General features: G+C 71.7%; 17 protein-coding genes. 4 read left to right on the plus strand and 13 right to left on the minus strand.

The window, feature by feature from the left end:
• Positions 1-162: 162 nt before the first annotated feature.
• From Q343_RS0101170 to Q343_RS0101180, 3 genes are read right to left on the minus strand one after another with little or no spacing between them, the layout of a single operon-like run.
• The gene (locus Q343_RS0101170; protein ID WP_029251761.1) at positions 163-723 is read right to left on the minus strand and encodes a hypothetical protein; all 561 of its coding nucleotides are present in this window, start codon (positions 721-723) and stop codon (positions 163-165) included.
• Positions 720-1961: a hypothetical protein gene (locus Q343_RS0101175; RefSeq protein ID WP_029251762.1), complete on the minus strand. Its 1242-nt coding sequence runs from the start codon at positions 1959-1961 to the stop codon at positions 720-722. The genes Q343_RS0101170 and Q343_RS0101175 overlap by 4 nt, the downstream gene beginning before the upstream one ends.
• Entirely contained in the window at positions 1958-2707 is a 750-nt protein-coding gene (locus tag Q343_RS0101180; protein ID WP_029251763.1) for an ABC transporter ATP-binding protein, read from the minus strand. Before Q343_RS0101180 ends, Q343_RS0101175 begins: the two co-directional genes overlap by 4 nt.
• 112 nt (positions 2708-2819) lie before the next feature.
• Between Q343_RS0101180 and Q343_RS13690 the strand changes: the two genes are divergently transcribed.
• On the plus strand, positions 2820-3302 hold the full coding sequence (locus tag Q343_RS13690) for a WhiB family transcriptional regulator (RefSeq protein ID WP_043109105.1): 483 nt from the start codon (positions 2820-2822) through the stop codon (positions 3300-3302).
• Positions 3303-3313: 11 nt separating this feature from the next.
• Here Q343_RS13690 and Q343_RS0101195 read toward each other — a convergent pair whose 3' ends face one another.
• From Q343_RS0101195 to Q343_RS0101215, 5 genes are read right to left on the minus strand one after another with little or no spacing between them, the layout of a single operon-like run.
• The gene (locus tag Q343_RS0101195; protein ID WP_029251765.1) at positions 3314-3604 is read right to left on the minus strand and encodes a hypothetical protein; all 291 of its coding nucleotides are present in this window, start codon (positions 3602-3604) and stop codon (positions 3314-3316) included.
• Positions 3604-3972: a fluoride efflux transporter CrcB gene (gene crcB / locus Q343_RS0101200; RefSeq protein ID WP_029251766.1), complete on the minus strand. Its 369-nt coding sequence runs from the start codon at positions 3970-3972 to the stop codon at positions 3604-3606. Before crcB ends, Q343_RS0101195 begins: the two co-directional genes overlap by 1 nt.
• Positions 3969-4397 (minus strand): fluoride efflux transporter FluC, encoded by a 429-nt coding sequence (locus tag Q343_RS0101205; RefSeq protein WP_029251767.1) that lies wholly within the window; start codon positions 4395-4397, stop codon positions 3969-3971. Before Q343_RS0101205 ends, crcB begins: the two co-directional genes overlap by 4 nt.
• The gene (locus Q343_RS0101210; protein WP_052366741.1) at positions 4394-4900 is read right to left on the minus strand and encodes a universal stress protein; all 507 of its coding nucleotides are present in this window, start codon (positions 4898-4900) and stop codon (positions 4394-4396) included. Before Q343_RS0101210 ends, Q343_RS0101205 begins: the two co-directional genes overlap by 4 nt.
• Before the next feature lie 9 nt (positions 4901-4909).
• Positions 4910-7102, minus strand: a complete 2193-nt coding sequence (locus tag Q343_RS0101215) for a SpoIIE family protein phosphatase (RefSeq protein WP_052366742.1) — start codon at positions 7100-7102, stop codon at positions 4910-4912.
• A 147-nt stretch (positions 7103-7249) separates the two neighbouring features.
• Between Q343_RS0101215 and Q343_RS0101220 the strand changes: the two genes are divergently transcribed.
• A complete protein-coding gene (locus Q343_RS0101220; RefSeq protein ID WP_231959247.1) occupies positions 7250-7957 on the plus strand; it encodes a hypothetical protein in 708 nt (235 codons plus the stop codon).
• Here Q343_RS0101220 and Q343_RS0101225 read toward each other — a convergent pair.
• The 3 genes from Q343_RS0101225 to Q343_RS0101235 form a co-directional block, all read right to left on the minus strand.
• Complete coding sequence (locus Q343_RS0101225; protein ID WP_029251771.1) at positions 7954-9684, minus strand: AMP-binding protein; 1731 nt, start codon at positions 9682-9684, stop codon at positions 7954-7956. The two genes, Q343_RS0101220 and Q343_RS0101225, sit on opposite strands and share 4 nt — an antisense overlap.
• A 66-nt stretch (positions 9685-9750) precedes the next feature.
• Entirely contained in the window at positions 9751-10419 is a 669-nt protein-coding gene (locus tag Q343_RS0101230; protein ID WP_029251772.1) for a potassium channel family protein, read from the minus strand.
• 31 nt (positions 10420-10450) lie between these two features.
• Complete coding sequence (locus tag Q343_RS0101235) at positions 10451-11752, minus strand: TrkH family potassium uptake protein (RefSeq protein WP_029251773.1); 1302 nt, start codon at positions 11750-11752, stop codon at positions 10451-10453.
• 251 nt (positions 11753-12003) lie between these two features.
• Here Q343_RS0101235 and Q343_RS0101240 point away from each other — a divergent pair, with 251 nt between their 5' ends.
• Positions 12004-13215: a MalY/PatB family protein gene (locus Q343_RS0101240; protein WP_029251774.1), complete on the plus strand. Its 1212-nt coding sequence runs from the start codon at positions 12004-12006 to the stop codon at positions 13213-13215.
• A 12-nt stretch (positions 13216-13227) separates the two neighbouring features.
• On the opposite strand, the gene Q343_RS0101245 is transcribed toward Q343_RS0101240, so the two are convergent.
• Complete coding sequence (locus Q343_RS0101245; protein ID WP_052366743.1) at positions 13228-14280, minus strand: magnesium and cobalt transport protein CorA; 1053 nt, start codon at positions 14278-14280, stop codon at positions 13228-13230.
• Positions 14281-14327: 47 nt separating this feature from the next.
• Positions 14328-14954: an SAM-dependent methyltransferase gene (locus Q343_RS0101250; RefSeq protein WP_029251776.1), complete on the minus strand. Its 627-nt coding sequence runs from the start codon at positions 14952-14954 to the stop codon at positions 14328-14330.
• Positions 14955-15374: 420 nt separating this feature from the next.
• Here Q343_RS0101250 and Q343_RS0101255 point away from each other — a divergent pair, with 420 nt between their 5' ends.
• Complete coding sequence (locus Q343_RS0101255; protein WP_052366744.1) at positions 15375-16841, plus strand: dicarboxylate/amino acid:cation symporter; 1467 nt, start codon at positions 15375-15377, stop codon at positions 16839-16841.
• The last annotated feature ends 195 nt before the right edge of the window (positions 16842-17036 follow it).

Consider the following 17036-nt stretch of genomic DNA (forward strand, 5'->3'; position numbering starts at 1 on the left):
GGAGTGCGGCTCGACCGCACGCGTGAGGGGTATTGGCTCGGACCGGCTCGCCTCGCCCGTCCGACGGCGCGATAGATCCAGGACAGTGGTGCACGGGGATCACCTCACCAGAGGTGCTGATAGCAGTGTGGTAATCGGGGCGTCGTGAGCGTCCAGGTGTACCTACCGGGCGTGCTCGCGACGTGGTCCACGGGCGAGGAGGAGGGCCGCCGCGCCGAGCATCATGGTCGCCGCGACGACGTCGGGCAGCGCAGCGAGCGTCGCAGTGACCGGGTTTCCCGGGGCGGTCATCACGGGAAGTGTCGTCAGCCCGAGGGCAAGCACGATCAAGGGGGTGGCTCGCCCGAAGAGCGCGACACCGACGAGAGCCACACCGAGGAGGAGCAGGAACAGTGGGAGCGCGACCTGTTGGTCCACCGTGCCTCGCGTCGACGTGGCCAGCGCCGGATACATGCTGGCGCACGCGAGAACGAGCACCGCGCCGACGCCGAGGGCGTGCACCGTCCGCGCGCGGGGGAGCGTGCGAACGAGATCGGGGAACGTCTCGTGGAGCGGGGTCGTCGCGACCGCCGCCACGGCGATCGCGATCAGCAGCGGAGCGGGTAGTCGCTCCTGGAGGAGCGGGACAGTGACGAACGTCGTGCGGCTCAGCCATCCGGTGACCGCGAGCAGCGCAAGAACGGCCGACGTCGTCAGCCATCGTCCCGGGCGTAGTGCGATCATCGAGTCGCGTAGTCCCAGTCCGGCAGCGCGCTCGAGTCGCATGCACGCAACGCGTCGAGGGTCGAGACCGCGGCCACGGTGTCGGGATCTGTCGGGGCGATGTCTTCCGACGTCGAGAGAGCCGCCACGAACCACAGGCTCAGGGCTGCCTGAGCGTCCAGCAGCTCGACAGGCACGGCGTCGCCGTAGAACTCGGGGCATGCAGCGGGCGTCGCGAGAGTGAGCCCACGATCCCACTCGCTCATGTGGTCGCCCTGCAGGGTCGTCGGGTCGACGAAGAGGAGCCCACGGGTCTCGTCAGCCGGCATCGTCGGAGCGTCCAGCGCGTATTCGTCGGGAAACGTGAACCCGGCCGCGGTCAGCCTCGAGCTCGCGTCCTCGAGGTCTCGCGACGCGACCTCCAGGACGGCCGAGGCATCCGTCGGCCCGCAGGTCTCGGGGGACGTGCCGGTGCACACGACGTCAGTCGTCCCCGTCAGGGATCGTGTGCGCGGGTCGGAACTGACGAGCGCCACGAGCGACACGGCCAGGACGATGACCAGCGCGATCGGCAGCGCCTTGCCGAAGCTCGGTCGAAGTCCGAGCCGACCCAGCGCCGCAACGCTGCAGAGCGCCATGAGCGAGAGGTTGACGGCGAGAGTGGCAGCGACGACGGTCGGGTTGGGGACCATGCCGTAAGTCGGGCCGGTCGCGCCCCCGACGCTCAGGATCCCCTGGAGCCCGAGCGGGAGCACGAGAATCGGCCCGACGTACACGAGTGCCGCAGCAGCGGGCCCCGCCAGCAGATGAGGAACGAGGGTGCCGACAAGAAGACCGACGGATGCCGCCGCCCCGAGGACCGCGACACCCAGTGCCACGTAGACGAGCCATGTGGTCATGAGCGGTGGAGCACCCGTCGCTGCCGCGCGAACGGAGGTCGTCGACATTCCCGCGAACCACGGGACCGCCGCGGCCACGGTCAGGACGACGACGAGCGCGACGACACTTCGGGCACCGCGTTGCGCGCTGGCGGTGAGGAGCCGAAGACCAGGCGTCAGGAAGCGATGGACGTCGAACGCGACCACGCCCGCCAGGAGCGGCGAGAGGACGATCGACGTCCCGGCTCCCCAGCTGACGGCCCACTGGCCCTGCCACTGCCAACCGCTCCGGGAGACGATCACCGCGGCGACGATGACGCAGAGGCCGCCGAACAGCCATCCCGCCGAAGACCTCAGCGCCCAGGCGCGGATCGCGGTCACTGTCGGGGAGTCGTGTCGACGGAGGATGTCAGGACCGACAGGAAGCCCGCCTCGGCCCGGCGCTCGTCGACGCCGTCGGGTGCGAGATCCGCCAGGTCGGCAAGTCCGCCGGCGAAGGCGATCGCACCGGCGTCGAGCACGAGGACGTTCTGAGCAAGGTCGGCGACGTCCTCCATGACGTGGCTGCTGAGCAGCACCGTTCCTTCCAGCTCCGCGAGAAGGCCCACCATCGCGCGTCGTTGTTGAGGATCCAGCCCTGTGCTGGGTTCGTCGAGGCAGAGATGCTCGGCCCCCGAGGCGATCGCCTGTGCGAGACACACCCGTCGGACCATTCCGCCCGAGAGTGTCTTGATCTTGGACGACGCACGATCGTCGAGCAGCACCCGTCGCAGGGCGTCCTTCGCGACGATCCGGGCGTGGCGCGCGCTCGCACCGCGCATCCATGTCAGGTACTCCACGACCTCGAGCGCAGTCATGTGTGGAGGGAAGGTGGCGCTCTGCGGCATGAGCGCCACCTTCCCCAGCGCCCGACGCCTGCTCGCGGAACTCCCGAAGACCTCCTCGTCGTCAATCCGGACGGACCCGCTGTCGGGGCGCAGGGCGCCGGCAAGAATCGACAGAAGAGTTGTCTTGCCGGCGCCGTTCACGCCGAGGAGCGCTGTCACTCCGGTGTTGATCGTGATCGAGACGTCGTTCAGCACCGATCGCGCGCCATAGGCACGGTGCACCTGTTCTGCGACGAGCATGGGTCCTCCGAGGGTCCACCGGGAGCGTTTGTGCCGAGTCGCAGCCCATCCGCACGGAACCTTGGAGCAAAACAGCAGGTCACGGACCCGCACCCGGGTCGATACTGGCGGCATGGGGGCGATAGAGGCTGGATCCGCGCTCGGCGCGCGCGAATGGTGGGGCCGGGCGGCATGCGCCGGAGTCGACGTCGGGCTGTTCTTCCGCGACGCGCAGGCGAGCCGTGTTCAGGCGCTGGCGATCTGCGTCGTCTGTCCGGTCATCGAGGAGTGCCGGACGGTCGGGATGAGTGAGGTGCACGGGGTCTGGGGCGGTCTCCTGCCGCACGAACGGGCGCGCGTCGACGCCGAGCGCCGCGCCGTCCGTCGCCGTTGGAGCAGCGAGGTCTCGACGCGGGACGCCTCTCTCTCGGCGCTCGACGACGCGGTGCGAGCCGCTGCGCTCTCGGAGTCCGTCGTCGCCCAGGCGGTCGCGACGGCGCGGGCCGCGGGGCATTCCTGGGAGGTCGTCGGACGTGCGTTCGGCCTGAGCCGGCAGGCCGCCCACAAGCGTTGGGCGTCGTCAACACGGGTTGACGGGGGTAGGGACTCCGGCTGAGGCCGACGCGGTCAGCGGAGCGGATGCCACCGATTTCCCCAGCGGCGTGTGATGCGCGGCGGGGAGGTCTCGGCCAGGCCGTCGATGCGGTGGTAGACGTGCTGGCCGACCCGGGCGGCGTCGACGTCGGTGTCGGCCATGAAGCGGACCGTGATGCGTGCCTGGCCGCGGACCACGCCGATCTCGTTCGCCTCGACGGTCGCGAGCTCGGCGACGGCGTCGGCCGCCGTGGGGAGCACGCGCGCCGGGTCGACGCCGCGCTCCAGGACGCCGACGGCGAGCACCACGCGGTAGGAGGGCATCAGAGTGCTCCGACGATCGCGAGCCCGACGGCGGAGGCCGCCACCGCGGCGACGAGCGTCCCGGCGGCGTTGGCGACGGCCAGCGGGGCGCGGTCGGACTGGACGAGTCGCACCGTCTCGACCATCGCCGTCGAGAAGGTGGTGAATCCTCCGCAGAACCCGGTGGCGGCGTACAGGTGCCAGGCGTCGGCGCCGTCGTGGAAGAGCACGATCCCCATGAAGATCCCGATCAGGAAGGAGCCGGCGACGTTGACGGCGAACGTCGCCCAGGGGAAGGCGGTGCGTCGCCGGGCGCGGATCGCGCCGTCGGTGACGAACCGGGCCGCCGCCCCGAGGCCGCCCGCGAGGCAGACGAGGACGAAGCTCATGCCGCGGCCTGCCGTCGTGCCGCCCACCAGATCCCGGCGAAGCAGGCGAGGAACCCGCCGAGGAGCGTGACCGCGGCGTACGCCGTGGCGACTCCGGCCGTGCCGCCGGAGACGAGGCGCTCGATCTCGAACGCGAGGCTCGAGAACGTGGTGAACCCACCGAGCACGCCCGTGCCGAGCCCGAGCCGCAGCCGCAGCAGACCGGTCGTCTCCGGACCGCGGCGCACGAGAGCCTCGGTCAGCAGTCCGAGCAGGAACGCGCCGAGGAGGTTCGCCGTCAGGGTCGCGACCGGCCAGCCACCCACGACGGGGAGGGCGAGCGCCAGGCCGTACCGTCCGGCGGTCCCGACGGCACCGCCGAGCGCGACGAGCGCGATCAACGAGCCGGTGGCGTACGGGGGGCGGGGGGAGGACGCCGTGCTCACGGGCTCTCGGCGCGCTTGTCGTGGTGGAGGTTCGGGAGCACGACGACGGGGCGGTGCTGCGAGTGCGACAGCCGCCCGCCCAGGGCGTGCCCGACGACGGTCTCGGCCCATCGGCCGAGGCCGGCCCGGTGCGTGCCGACGACGATCAGCGTGGCATCGAGCCGCTCCGCGACGGCCGCAAGACGGTCCGCGATGTCCCCGGCCGTCGTCTCCAGCGTCCACGGCACGGCGAGAGGGGTGAGCTCGTCGGACAGCTCGAGTCGGAGGGACGCGACGGCGCTCGCCGCGTCGGCGGCACCGTCGGGGTCGATCGGCACGACCTCGGTCCTGCCGCCCTCGTGGACCAGCGCCTGCGCCGGGTCCACCCAGACGGCCACCAGGTCGACGCCCAGCCGTGCGGCGAGCTGCCCGGCCCGGCGGGCGACGTCCTCGCTCAGACCGGGATGCACGCCCACGACGACGGGGCCGTCGCCAGGACTGCCGGGTGCGGGGGTGGTCGTCATGACGTCACGCTATCGCCGCGTACCGACCTGCGCGTTGCTGGACAGCCGCCCGCGGCGCTCGGCCTCGCGGGGGATCTCGAACCACACCTGCTTGCCGTTCTCGTGGAGGTCCACGCCCCACGACGTCGCGAACCGGTCGACGAGCTGCATGCCGCGCCCCCCGGCGTCGTACAGCCCGGGTTCGCGGATCACGGGGTTGTCGGTCGAGCTGTCCTCGACCTCGAGGCGGATCATGTGGTCGTCGATCCGGATGCGCAGGTGCACGGGGGGCGACCCGTGCTGCAGGGCGTTGGTCACGACCTCGCTGGTCAGGAGCATGACGTCGCGGCGTCGGCTGTGCGGGACCTCGCAGCTGTCGAGCAGGTCGTCCACCCATCGGCGCGCACGCCCGGCGGAGTCGAGACGGTCGGGCAGGTCCCGCTCGGCGCGGAGGGGGCGTGCGTCCGTCGCCGAGGGCGAGGCGATGCCGTGCCGCACGCGCACGGCGAGGACCGCGACGTCGTCCTGCTGGTGGGACAGGACCTGGCGCACGAGCGACGACGGCAGCCCGCCGGTCGGCCCGTCGCCGTAGGCGTGGAGCGCGTCGAGCACCGAACCGAAGTCCATGCCGGTGGTCGCGGTCCGCTGCTCGACGAGTCCGTCGGTGTAGAGCAGGAGGGTGTCGCCCGGGTCGAGGTGCGCCGTGTGGTCGACCCGCCGTGACTCCGGCCGGATGCCCAGCATCATGTCCGACTGCCCGGACAGGAGCTCCGCGGCATCCTCCCCGCGGCGCACGAGCGGCGGGAGGTGGCCGGCGCTCGACCACGTGAGCTCGTACCCCTCCTGCCCCGGGCGCCGCTCGAGCCGGGCGACGATCGCGGTGCCCGTCGCGCCGAGGCCCAGGCCGGCGTTCGCCCGGTCCAGGAGACCGAGAAGGATCGCGGGCGACTCGTCCTGGCTCCACGCGAACGTCCGGAGCATCGAGCGCAGCTGGCCCATCAGTGCGGCGGCGTGCATGTCGTGGCCGGTGACGTCGCCGATCATCAGCACGACGGTGTTCTCGTCGAGCACGACGGCGTCGTACCAGTCGCCCCCGACCTGGTCGAACTGCTTGGCCGGGGCGTACGTCGACGCCAGCTCGAGCCCGCGCACCGCCGGCAGGTCCGTGAGCATCGCGCTCTGGAGGGTCTTGGCGACCTCCCGCCGGTCCTCGACGATCCGCACGCGTTCGAGCGCCTGGGAGGTGTACCGACCGAGCGCCTCGGTGATCTCCTCCTCGTGGTGGTCCGGCGCGTGCGGCCCGTCCCACACGAGCGTGATCACCCCCGCGAGGCGGCGCCGGGTGACGAGCGGGATCAGCACCCGAGCCCCCGTCGCCAGGTCGACGGCCTCGTCGGGGAACTCGGCCATCACCTCGGCCGGGCTCGCGAAGAACCTGCGGATGCGGGTGCGGCAGACCGCGGCGCAGGGGGTGTCGCTGTCGAGCGGTGTGACGGTGCCGGCGCCGGCCTCGTCGGGCGGCACGAACCGGTTGGAGACCCGCGTGAGACTGCGCCCGTCGTGGTCCGCCAGCGCGAGGCGGGTCCACCGGGCACCGAGTCCGGCGCTCGCGACCCGCGCCAGGGTCTCCTCGACGTCGGCGACGGACTGGGCGTCCGAGAATGCCTCGCTCAGCATCAGCAGAGCCCGGCTGTGCCGGTTGGCGCGGACCGCGACGTGCTGGATCCGACGGGCGCGCTCCCGCTCGGCGCGAAGCCGAACCTCCGCGGAGCAGGCCGCCGCGACGTCGGCCAGGACGGCGAGATCCGTCTCGGACCATTCTCGGGGGACCGACGAGTACGCGCAGAGCGCGCCGACCGCGCGGTCGCGCATGTCGCGGACCGGGAACCCCGCGAAGGCGACGATGCCGTACCCGGCGAGCACCTCGGCGTCGTCCGCGGGCACGGCCGTCCTGAGGTCCGCGACGACGTACGGGGTGTCCGTCTCGACGACGACGTGGCACATGGACCTGTCCAGCGGGATCCTGCGAGCGGTCTGGGCGGGCTCGGGCAGCCCGTCGGCACCGGGCAGCACCTGGTGGTCCGGCAGGAGGATGCTGACCGCGGCACCCGTGACGTCGAGCTCGCGGCGGACGAGCGACGCGAGCCGGTCGAACGACGGGTCGGGTGTGGCGTCGCCGAGTCCTGCCTCGACGAGCTCGCGCACCGATTCCGTCGTGCCCATCGACCCAGTATCGCCACGATCCGGCACGAATGCCGGTATTCCCGCCGATCGGGATATGGCGCGTTGTAATTTCACCCCCCGTTGCGTGGCGTGGGTCACAGTCGCACACTGAGAGGGACCTGACTGCCCATCGAGGGGGTGTTCCCTGTGAACACTGCTGGAACCTACGACTCGCTCCCACTGCTCGGCCGTGGGCGCCATCGAAACCCGCGCCGGGGCGCGTGCTTCATGGAGCTCGCGTCCTACCTGGCGGGGGAGAAGTGGTCCGACCACCCCGCCTGCACGCACCCGACGCTCGCGCTGATGGCCCGCGCGATCAACGACCTCACGACCAACGCCGCCCGGCCCCGACTCGCCGTCCTGGTCCCGTCGGTGATCGGTCTCAACAGCACCGACCCGTCGTGGACCGTCCGGATCGCGCTCCGCGCGGCGACGACGGCGATGCCCATCGCCGCCGACGACCGTCAGCAGACCTTGGCCGTGGCCATCGTCGGCGCAGAGCGGATGCTCGACGACCTGGAAGGGCGCCCGGCCGGGACGCTCACCCCGCGGTCCGTCGAGGCGCTCGACGCCGCACCCCGCACGGCGGCGTGGGCCCGGGAGTTCGCCGGCGACGCACGGATCCGCAGGGCACGGTTCTTGCGTGACGCCGCCCCCAGCATCGTGGCGGTCTCCGTCCAGGCGATCGCCGAGTCGGCGACGTTCGACGCCGACCAGGTGATGCACGACCTGCTCTCCGACACGATCGACGAGTGCCGGGTGTGGGACGGGTCGGCAGATCTGCCCGTGCCGAGCCTGGTCCCCGAGGACTGGGTCGAGCGCGTCCGTCCGGCAGGCCCGACCAGCGCGGCCTAGTTCGCGCGGGCCATCAGGTCGTCCCGCAGCACGCGGCGCAGCACCTTGCCGATCTGCGAGCGAGGCAGCTCGGGCACGATCACGATCTCCCGCGGCAGGGCGTAGCGGGCGAGCACCGCCTCGCAGTGCGCCCGGACGGCCTCGAGCGTGGGCAGCGTGCCGCCGTCGACGACGAGCGCTGCGGCGACGTGCTCGCCGGACCGCTGATCGGGCAGGCCGACGACGGCGGCCTCCCGCACGCCGGGGAACGCACGGAGCACGTCCTCGACCTGGGACGGGAAGACCTTGAAGCCGTTGGTCACGATCATCTCCTTGACCCGGTCGACGAGCGTCACGACCCCCTCGGGACTCATGGTCACCACGTCGCCCGTGCGGATCCAGCCGTCGGAGGTCAGCACCTGCGCGGTCTCCTCCGGGTTCTCCCAGTAGCCCGCGAAGACCTGGGGCCCGCGGACGAGCAGCTCGCCGCGTCGGACGCCGGCGTCGTCCGGTGCAGCCTCGTCGTCCGTGCCGGCGGCACCCTGCGGGACGATCCGGATCTCGGTCGACGGGAAGGGCAGCCCGAGCGTGCCGGGCCGGCGCTCGGCGGAGCAGGGGTTGCCGATGCTGATCGGGGAGGTCTCCGTCATCCCGTACCCCTCGATCAGCAGCCCGCCGGTGGCCGACTCCCAGCGGGCCGCCGTCGTGGGGGAGATCGGCATCGCGCCACCGATCGAGATGCGGGCGGTGGAGAAGAACGGCGTTCCGTCGGCGCGGGGCGGCTGCTGCTCGGCGGCCGTCGCGAGGCGGTCGAACATCGTCGCGACGCCAGGGACGAACGTCGCGGGACGGCGTCGCTGCGCGTCGACGACCGCGTCGACGTCGAAGGTCGGGAAGATGACGAGCGTCGCGCCGATCCGGGCCGCGAGGGTCAGGCACAGGGTCAGGCCGAACGCGTGGAAGAACGGGAGTGCGCCGTAGACGACCTCGGCACCCGGGGCGAAGCCCGCCCAGGCGATGCCCTGTGTCGAGTTGGCGACCAGGTTGCGGTGCGTCAGCTCGGCGGCCTTCGGCGTGCCGGTGGTGCCACCCGTGAAGAGCAGGAGGGCGGTGTCCGACGCCGCGGGCCGGGGGTGGTCGGCCGGGAGCGGGGCGGCCGCGCGGGTCAGCGTCTCCCACCGCGGCGTCCCGGCCGGCACGGTGGCCTGCATCGCGGCACGGAGCCTGCGCGCACGGGCGACGGGCAGGCGTAGCGCGAGGCGCTTGGCGAGCGGAAGGTCCCGCGCCATGTCGACGGCCACGACGTGCGCGACGTCCGTCCGATGCCGGACCCCCAGGACCGCGTCGAGCGCGACGGTCCACACGAGCGCCACGGTGGAGCCGGTCGTGACCATCTGGTCGCCGAGCTGCTCGGCCGTGTGCGTCGGGTTGTGCTCGACCGCGACCGCTCCGACGCGGAGCGTGGCGTAGAACGCGACGACGTGCGCCGTGCAGTTCGGCAGGACGAGGGAGACACGGTCCCCGGGCCGCACACCGAGCTCCAGGAGGGCGCTCGCGGCGCGGTCGACGGCGGCGTCGAGCTCGGCGTAGGTCGTCGCCCTCCCGAAGAAGTCGAGGGCGACGTGCTCGGGCCAGCGAGCCGCGGCGTCGCGCAGGCCCGCGTGGACGTCCTCGTCCGGCACCTCGACCTCGGCGGGGACTCCGGCGGGGTAGTGCGCGAGCCAGGGGCGGTCCGGTGAAGTGGTCACTACGCTACCGTAACCTACGGTTGCGTAGGTTTGGTGCAGGCCGGCCCGCGGATGGGCCCGGTGCCGTCACCGCATCCGGCTGAACGCCTCTGCGTCCTTGACCTGTCCGGCGACGATGATCGTGTCGTCGGCCTCGAGGCACGTGTCGTTGCTGGCGTAGCTCCACGACCTTCCCTGCGGGCGCCGCGCGACCACGGTCACGCGGTGTCGGGAACGGATGTCGGTCTGCGCGATCGGCGTCCCGACGTACCGTGCGGGCGGCGTCGTCTTGACCATCGCGAACCCGTCCTCGAACTCGACGTAGTCCTGCACCGATCCGCGCACCAGGTGTGCGACCCGCTTGCCCATGTCGTGCTCCGGGTAGACCACGTGCGGCACGCCCAGCTGGTCGAGGATCTGGCCGTGCTCGTCGCTGATCGCCTTGGCCCACACCTCGATCCCGCCGTAGCGCAGCAGGAGCGACGTGGTCAGGATCGACGACTCCAGGTGGGAGCCGATGCCGACCACCGCGCGGTCGTACTCGGGCACGCCGAGCTGACGCAGCGCCTCGTCCTTGGTCGAGTCGGCGCGCACGACGTGCGTCAGGTGCCCGTCGAGCGCCTGGACCACCTCCTCGCGGGCGTCGATCCCCAGCACCTCGATGCCGGACTTCATCAGCTCGAGCGCGAGGGAGCGGCCGAACCGGCCGAGCCCGATGACGACGACCGAGTCGGCGTCCGCGAGGCTCTGCGGCACGCGCTGCGGGAGCCATGACGACTTCGATGACCTAGCCAATGATCGGCCTTTCCTTGGGGAGCTCGTACATGCGGCGCCGGCGGCGCAGCACCAGGGCGGTGGCGAGCGTGATGGGCCCGAGCCGTCCCATGAACATCAGGGCGACCAGGATGAGCTGGGCCGCCGTCGGGAGGTCGGGCGTGATGCCCGTCGACAGCCCGACGGTCGCAAACGCGGAGATGACCTCGAACAGCGTGCGGTCGAGCCCGAAGTCCTCCATCGCCAGCAGGATCATCGTCGACCCCACGACGGCAGCCATCGCCAGGAGCGCGACGCTGATCGCCTGGCGGTGGGTGGTGCGGGGCAGGCGCTTGCCGAGGACGTTGACCGCCGCCTCGCCACGCACCTCGGTCAGGATGATGAAGAACAGCACCGCGAACGTCGTGACCTTGATGCCTCCGGCCGTCCCGGCCGGGCCGGCGCCGATGAACATGAGGATGTCCGTGCCGAACCAGCTCGTCGACGTCATCGCCGACGTGTCGATCGTGTTGAACCCCGCGGTACGCGTCATCGCCGAGTGCGTGAACGCCGCCAGCACCTTGCCACCGACGTCGAGGCGACCCAGCGTCGCCGGGTTCGCCCACTCCGTCGCGAGGAACAGCACGCTGCCGAGCGCGAGCAGCACGCCCGTCATCAGCAGGACGATCCGGGTGTTCATCGACCAGTGCAGCACGCGACCGTGGTACCGCCGCAGCTGGTGCAGGACGGGGAACCCGAGCCCGCCGAGCACCACGGCGCCGATGATCGGCAGGCAGATCCACGGATCCGCGACGTACCGGCTCAGACTGTCCGACCACAGCGCGAACCCGGCGTTGTTGAACGCCGAGACCGAGTGGAAGACAGCCAGCCACGCAGCCTGCAGCGGGTGCTCGCCGTACCCGATCCACCACCGCAGCCAGAGCACGAACGCCACCGCGAGCTCGATCAGCAGGGCCGTCCGCACCACGCCGATCAGGAGCCCCCGCACCCCGCCGATCGAGCCGGTCTTGGTCTCGGCGGCCGCCGAGAGGCGCGAGCGCATCCGCATCCGCCGCGTCACGAGCAGCCCCAGCGTGGTCGCGAACGTCATGATCCCGAGCCCGCCGACCTGGATCAGCAGCAGGATCACCAGCTGCCCGAACCCGCTCCAGTGCGTCGGGGTGTCGACGACGGTCAGGCCCGTCACGCAGACCGCGGAGGCCGCGGTGAACAGGGAGACCATGAAGTCGGCGGGCTCGTCGCCCGCCGTCGCGACGGGCAGCATCAGGGCGAGCGTGCCGAGCACGAGCGCGCTGAAGAATCCGAGCACGATCATCTGTGCAGGGTGCAACCGGCGGAACCGGCGTCCTACCCGAGTCAGGGCCACGACGCACGATCGTAGACCTGTCGTCGTTCGGCGGCTCGCCGGGTTTCGACGGGCTCAACCACCGTGGTCTGCCGCCGTGGGTCGAGCCTGTCGAGACCCGGACCACCTCGCCGGGTTTCGACGGGCTCAACCGCCGTGGTCTGCCGCCGTGGGTCGAGCCTGTCGAGACCCGGACCACCTCGCCGGGTAGCGTTCCCCGTGTGACTGCCGACGACCCCACCACCCCGCTGGACACGTACACCCTCGACGAGCTGCGCCGTCGGACCTCCGTGAAGTGGAGGGCGTACGCGCCCGACGTCCTGCCGCTCTGGGTGGCGGAGATGGACGTCAGCATCGCGCCGGCGGTGTCGGACGCCGTGGGCCGTGCCCTGCAGACCGGCGACACGGGGTACGACTTCGGTCCCGTCTACGCCGAGGCGTTCGCCGCGTTCGCGCACGACCGCTGGGGGTGGGACCTCGACGTCGCGCGCACGCGCACCCTGGCCGACGTCATGGTCGGGCTGACCGAGGTGATCAAGGTCCTCACGGGGCCGGGGGACGCCGTCGTCGTCAGCCCGCCCGTCTACCCGCCGTTCTACACGTTCCCGCGCGCCGAAGGGCGACGGATCGTCGAGGCGCCGCTCGGTGCGGACAACCGCCTCGACCTCGCCGCACTCGACGCGGCGTTCGCGGAGGCGACGGGCCGTGCGGCGTTCGGCACCGGCCCCGGCAGCGGCCAGCGCGCCGTCTACCTGCTGTGCAACCCGCACAACCCCACGGGGGTCGCCCACACCCCGGCCGAGCTGGAGGCGCTGCTGGCGCTCGCGGCCGAGCACGGGGTCCGCGTCGTCGCGGACGAGATCCACGCGCCGATCACCCGGCCTGTCGGTGCGTCCGGTCCGACGTACACCCCGCTGCTGTCCGTCCCGGGCTCCGACGACGCCGTCGCCGTGCTCTCGGCGTCGAAGGCCTGGAACCTGGCCGGTCTCAAGGCCGCGATCGCCGTCGGCGGGCCGGCTGCGGCCGACGACCTGCGGCGCATCCCCGAGGTCGCCAACCACGCCGTCTCGCACCTCGCGGTGATCGCGCACTCCGCGGCGCTGACCGACGGTGTGGACTGGCTCGACTCCGTGCTCGCCGGCATCGACCGCAACAAGCGCCTGTTCGGCGACCTGCTCGGCGAGCACCTGCCCGAGCTCGGGTACACACCCACGGAGGCGACGTACTTCGCGTGGCTCGACGCGCGCACGCTGCCGGGGCAGGCCGGGACGGACCCGTCGAGGTTCTTCCTCGACCACGCCCGTGTGGCCGTGAACCCTGGCCCCAGCTTTGCGACCGGCGGGGCCGGGCACGTGCGCGTCAACCTCGCGACGTCACCTGCCGTCCTCACCGAGGCGGTCGAGCGGATGGGGCGCGCGGTCCGAGCCCTCTGAGGGTCAGAGCCGTCAGAGCCAGCCGCGGCGCTTGAACGCCCAGTAGAGCCCGAGCCCGAGCCCGAGCATCAGGACCACCGATGCCGGGTACCCCCACCGCCACTGGAGCTCGGGCATGAACGCGAAGTTCATGCCGTAGATCGCGGCGACGAGCGTCGGGGTGAACAGGATGGCGGCCCAGGACGAGATCCGCTTCATGTCCTCGTTCTGCCGCTGCCCGACGAGCGTCGCGTTGACCGTCATGATGCGGTCGAGGCTGCTGCTGATCTCGACGACGCGGTCCGTCGCGCGGCGCAGGTGGTCCTCGACGTCCTGCAGGTAGGCCTCCAGGGCGGGCGGCACGTCGTGGTCGGGGGCGCCGCGGCGCAGTCGGGCGACGACCTCGCGCAGCGGGATGACGGCGTGCTTGAGGTCGATCACCTCGCCGCTGAGCCGGTAGATGCGCTCGGGAGCGGCGTCGTCGCCGGTGAACACCTGCCGCTCGATCTCGTCGACGTCGGTCTCGATCTCCTGCAGCACCGGGAAGTACCCGTCGACGATCTGGTCGAGCACCGCGTAGAGCGTGGCTTCGGGGCCGAGCGCCAGAATCTCCTGAGGGATCTCCCGGTCCAGCTTCATGGGGCTGTGGACACCGCCGTGCCGGGCGACGAGCACCACGTTCCCGAGCACGACGACGTGCAGCTCGGTCAGGACGACGTCCTCCGCGGACTCGACGTAGTCGGCGGCCTTCATCACCACGAACAGCGCGTCGCCGTGGCGCTCGACCTTGGGGCGCTGGCGGGCGTGCTCCAGGTCCTCCGCGAGCAGCGGCGGCAGGTCCAGGAGCGAGGCGACCCGCGCGACGTCGGCGGGTGTCGGACGGTCGTAGGTGATCGTCGCGATCAGGTCGCCCTGCTCGTCGGCACGGGCGCGCGTGACCGCGGCCGGGATGTCGTCGCTCGGCTCGTCCGCGACGCCGCGCCGGTACAGCGTGACCATGCCCTCCGACGTCGGACGGGGCGGGATCGCACGTGACGTGCGGACCCGGCCGGAGCCGAAACGGTGGGGGCCGAAGCGGGGCGACATCGGTACTCCTGTCTGCAGGGGTGCGGGGACGGTGGCGGGGTGTGACGCTACCGTCGGACGGCGCGGACCACGGTGTCGTGGATGGTGACGACCTCGCCGTCGGGGTTGGTCGCCTCTCGCGGCGCGGCGGCCGCCGTCATGATCTCCCACCCGGTGCCCAGGGACTCCGCGACCGCCGCGGGCATGAAGAGCATCTCCGCGATCCGTGGCCGCTCGAACCCGACCTCGCGGTCGGAGGGGTGGTGGCCCACGATCAGCAACGTCCCGCCCGGTCGCACGGCCGCAGCGAGTCGACGGTGCACGGACCGGAGCGTCGGAGTCGGCAGGTGCATGAACTGGACGTTGACGAGGTCGTAGGTCTCGGACGGCGACCACTCCAGCAGGTCCACCCGCTCCCACGTCGCACGAGCCGCGACGTCGGGACCCGCCTGGGCGACGTGCCCCGCGGCCCGGTCCAGCGCGACCTGCGAGAGGTCGACGCCGGTGACCTGCCAGCCTCGCTCGGCGAGCCAGAGCACGTCCGCGCCCTCCCCACAGCCGACGTCGAGGGCGCGGCCCGGGGCCAGGTCGCCCGCGTGCTCGACGAGGCGCGGGTTGGGACGCCCGCTCCAGACGGCGGGCGCGGAACGATAGCGCTCGTCCCAGAATTCGGCGTCGTGCGGCGGGTTCTTCATGGCACCAGACTGCACCACGCGGCGAACCGACACCGGGTGGAGCGGCCGACTGACCACGTTGTCACAAAGTCTCAGCACCGGTTCGTGAGTTGGTGGAATAGATCGGCAGCGTGTAGATGTTGTGTCCGTCGACCGGGCCACTCCGGTCGTCGACAGACTGAGGGAGCACACCACGTGACCACGTGGAACTTGATCGAACGACGCGCCGTCGACCTTCGCCGGGTCGCCAGCGCGCTCTGTTGCTGACCCCTCGCGCCTGACGCTCCGGGGCCTCCCGAGCCAGCGCCCGCCGTCGCGGCCCTCCGAGACCGCGACCGGCCGCCGTCCACCACGGCACTTCCCCCCGTATCCCCACGCACCCGTGGCTGCCGCTCACCCCTGCGGCCGCCGTCCGCTGCGTGTCCGTCGAGAGGTACCTCTGTGTCTTCATCCACCACCGCACCACCGGCCGAGTCCGCCGTCGAGAAGCCTCGACGCCGGCTGAGGCTCCCCTCGTTCTCCACCCAGATCGTGCTCGGGCTGGTCTTCGGCGTGCTCCTCGGGTGGCTCGCGCTCTCCATGGGCCCCGCCGCGGACGGCGAGGAGAACTGGCTGACCGTGACGCTCTCCACCATCGGCGGCTCGTTCATCACGCTGCTGAAGGCGATCGTCCCGCCGCTGGTCTTCACCGCGATCGTCGCCTCGATCGCCAACCTGCGGAAGGTCACCAACGCCGCACGCCTGGCCGGCCAGACGCTGCTCTGGTTCGCGATCACCGCGCTGATCTCCGTCGCCGTCGGCATCGGCCTGGGCCTGCTGTTCCAGCCGGGCAACGACTCCTCGCTGTCCACCGACGCGGCCGCCGAGCCCAGCAGCCAGGGGTCGTGGCTCGACTTCCTCAACGGCCTGATCCCGGGCAACTACCTCGGACTCGACGCCGGGACCTCGCTCGAGACCGGCGCCGACGGCGTCGTCACCGGTGCCGAGACGTCGATCTCCTTCAACGTCCTCCAGATCGTCGTGATCGCGCTCGTCGTCGGGATCGCCGCACTGAAGTCCGGCAAGGCGGCCGAGCCGTTCGTCGAGTTCAACCGCTCGGCGCTCGCCGTGATCCAGAAGGTGCTGTGGTGGGTCATCCGCCTCGCACCGCTCGGCACCCTCGGCCTGATCGGCCGTGCCATCGCGACCTACGGCTGGGACCTGCTGCAGCCGCTCGCCACGTTCGCCGTCGCGATCTACGTCGGCCTGGCGATCGTCCTGTTCGTCGTCTACCCGATCGTGCTGCGGTCCAACGGTCTGAAGATCTCGTCGTACTTCAAGGGTGCGTGGCCCGCGATCCAGCTCGCGTTCGTCTCACGCTCCTCGATCGGGACGCTGCCCGTCACCGAGCGCGTCGTCGAGCGGAACCTCGGTGTGCCGCGTGAGTACGCGTCGTTCGCCGTGCCGCTCGCCGCGACCACCAAGATGGACGGTTGCGCCTCGATCTACCCGGCGATCTCGGCGATCTTCGTCGCGCAGATCTTCGGGATCGACCTCTCGATCACGGACTACATCCTCATCGCGTTCGTCTCCGTCGTCGGGTCCGCCGCGACCGCGGGGCTCACCGGCGCGCTCGTGATGCTCACGCTGACGCTCTCCACCCTGGGCCTGCCCCTCGCGGGCGTCGGCCTCCTGATCGCGATCGACCCGATCCTCGACATGGGCCGCACCGCGGTCAACGTCGCGGGCCAGGCGCTCGTGCCGACCGTCGTCGCGAAGCGCGAGGGCATCCTCGACCTCGAGCAGTACGACTCGGTCAACACCGAGGACCTGTTCGCCGACGACGAGCCCGAGGTCGAGGGCGAGTCGGACGGTGCGGACGGCATCGCCGGGACGTCCGAGGACCGGGAGCTCGAGCCGGCGCGCTGACCTCGGTCTCGACAGGCCCGTCCGTCGAGCCTGTCGAGACGCGGGCCTGTCGTTCCGTTCGTCGAGCCTGTCGAGACGCGGGTCTGTCGTTCCGTCCGTCGAGCCTGTCGAGACGCCAGCCCTACCTCAACTCTGCCGACCACGTGGTTGTCGACCCCATCTGACTCTGTTGGTGGCCGCAACCACGTGGTCGGC

The organism is Paraoerskovia marina DSM 21750 (assembly GCF_000701465.1).
Taxonomy (GTDB): domain Bacteria; phylum Actinomycetota; class Actinomycetes; order Actinomycetales; family Cellulomonadaceae; genus Paraoerskovia; species Paraoerskovia marina.